Source organism: Neisseria sp. P0007.S010, from assembly GCF_051962875.1.
GTDB lineage: Bacteria > Pseudomonadota > Gammaproteobacteria > Burkholderiales > Neisseriaceae > Neisseria > Neisseria subflava_A.
On the sequence record NZ_JBQCUX010000024.1, the window covers coordinates 4,414 to 5,732 of the forward strand.

General features: G+C 49.2%; 1 rRNA gene (running past one end of the window). It reads right to left on the reverse strand.

Annotated elements, in window-relative coordinates:
* Positions 1 to 1,035 (reverse strand): 16S ribosomal RNA (locus ACTHR7_RS10660); it reaches 505 nt to the left of the window's first position.
* Positions 1,036 to 1,319: the final 284 nt, after the last annotated feature.

Below are 1,319 nucleotides of genomic sequence, written 5' to 3' on the forward strand. Positions count from 1 at the left end.
TCCCGAAGGCACTCCTCCGTCTCTGGAGGATTCCGTACATGTCAAGACCAGGTAAGGTTCTTCGCGTTGCATCGAATTAATCCACATCATCCACCGCTTGTGCGGGTCCCCGTCAATTCCTTTGAGTTTTAATCTTGCGACCGTACTCCCCAGGCGGTCAATTTCACGCGTTAGCTACGCTACTAAGCAATCAAGTTGCCCAACAGCTAATTGACATCGTTTAGGGCGTGGACTACCAGGGTATCTAATCCTGTTTGCTACCCACGCTTTCGAGCATGAACGTCAGTGTTATCCCAGGAGGCTGCCTTCGCCATCGGTATTCCTCCACATCTCTACGCATTTCACTGCTACACGTGGAATTCTACCTCCCTCTGACACACTCTAGTCACCCAGTTCAGAACGCAGTTCCCAGGTTGAGCCCGGGGATTTCACATCCTGCTTAAGTAACCGTCTGCGCTCGCTTTACGCCCAGTAATTCCGATTAACGCTCGCACCCTACGTATTACCGCGGCTGCTGGCACGTAGTTAGCCGGTGCTTATTCTTCAGGTACCGTCATCAGCTGTCGATATTAGCAACAGCCTTTTCTTCCCTGACAAAAGTCCTTTACAACCCGAAGGCCTTCTTCAGACACGCGGCATGGCTGGATCAGGCTTGCGCCCATTGTCCAAAATTCCCCACTGCTGCCTCCCGTAGGAGTCTGGGCCGTGTCTCAGTCCCAGTGTGGCGGATCATCCTCTCAGACCCGCTACTGATCGTCGCCTTGGTAGGCCTTTACCCCACCAACTAGCTAATCAGATATCGGCCGCTCGAATAACGCAAGGCCCGAAGGTCCCCTGCTTTCCTCCTCAGAGAATATGCGGTATTAGCTAATCTTTCGATTAGTTATCCCCCATTACTCGGTACGTTCCGATATATTACTCACCCGTTCGCCACTCGCCACCCAAGAAGCAAGCTTCTCTGTGCTGCCGTCCGACTTGCATGTGTAAAGCATGCCGCCAGCGTTCAATCTGAGCCAGGATCAAACTCTTATGTTCAATCTCTAACTTATAACTTCTGGTCTGCTTCAAAGAAACCGACAGGACAATGTCTAAAACATCATCTTGTCTGTCTTTTAAACAGTGTGAGGCCTAATGCACTCACACTTATCGGTAATCTGTTTTTTTAAAGAGCGAATCGAATTATACAGTACATTTAGCAAATGTCAACTAAAATTATCGAAAATTTTAACTAACTGTGTTATACTGTCTGCTTCGTTTTCTTCACCGCGTCAGCAGCGAAGAACCGAACTATACGCCCCATCACAAAACCAGTCAACACC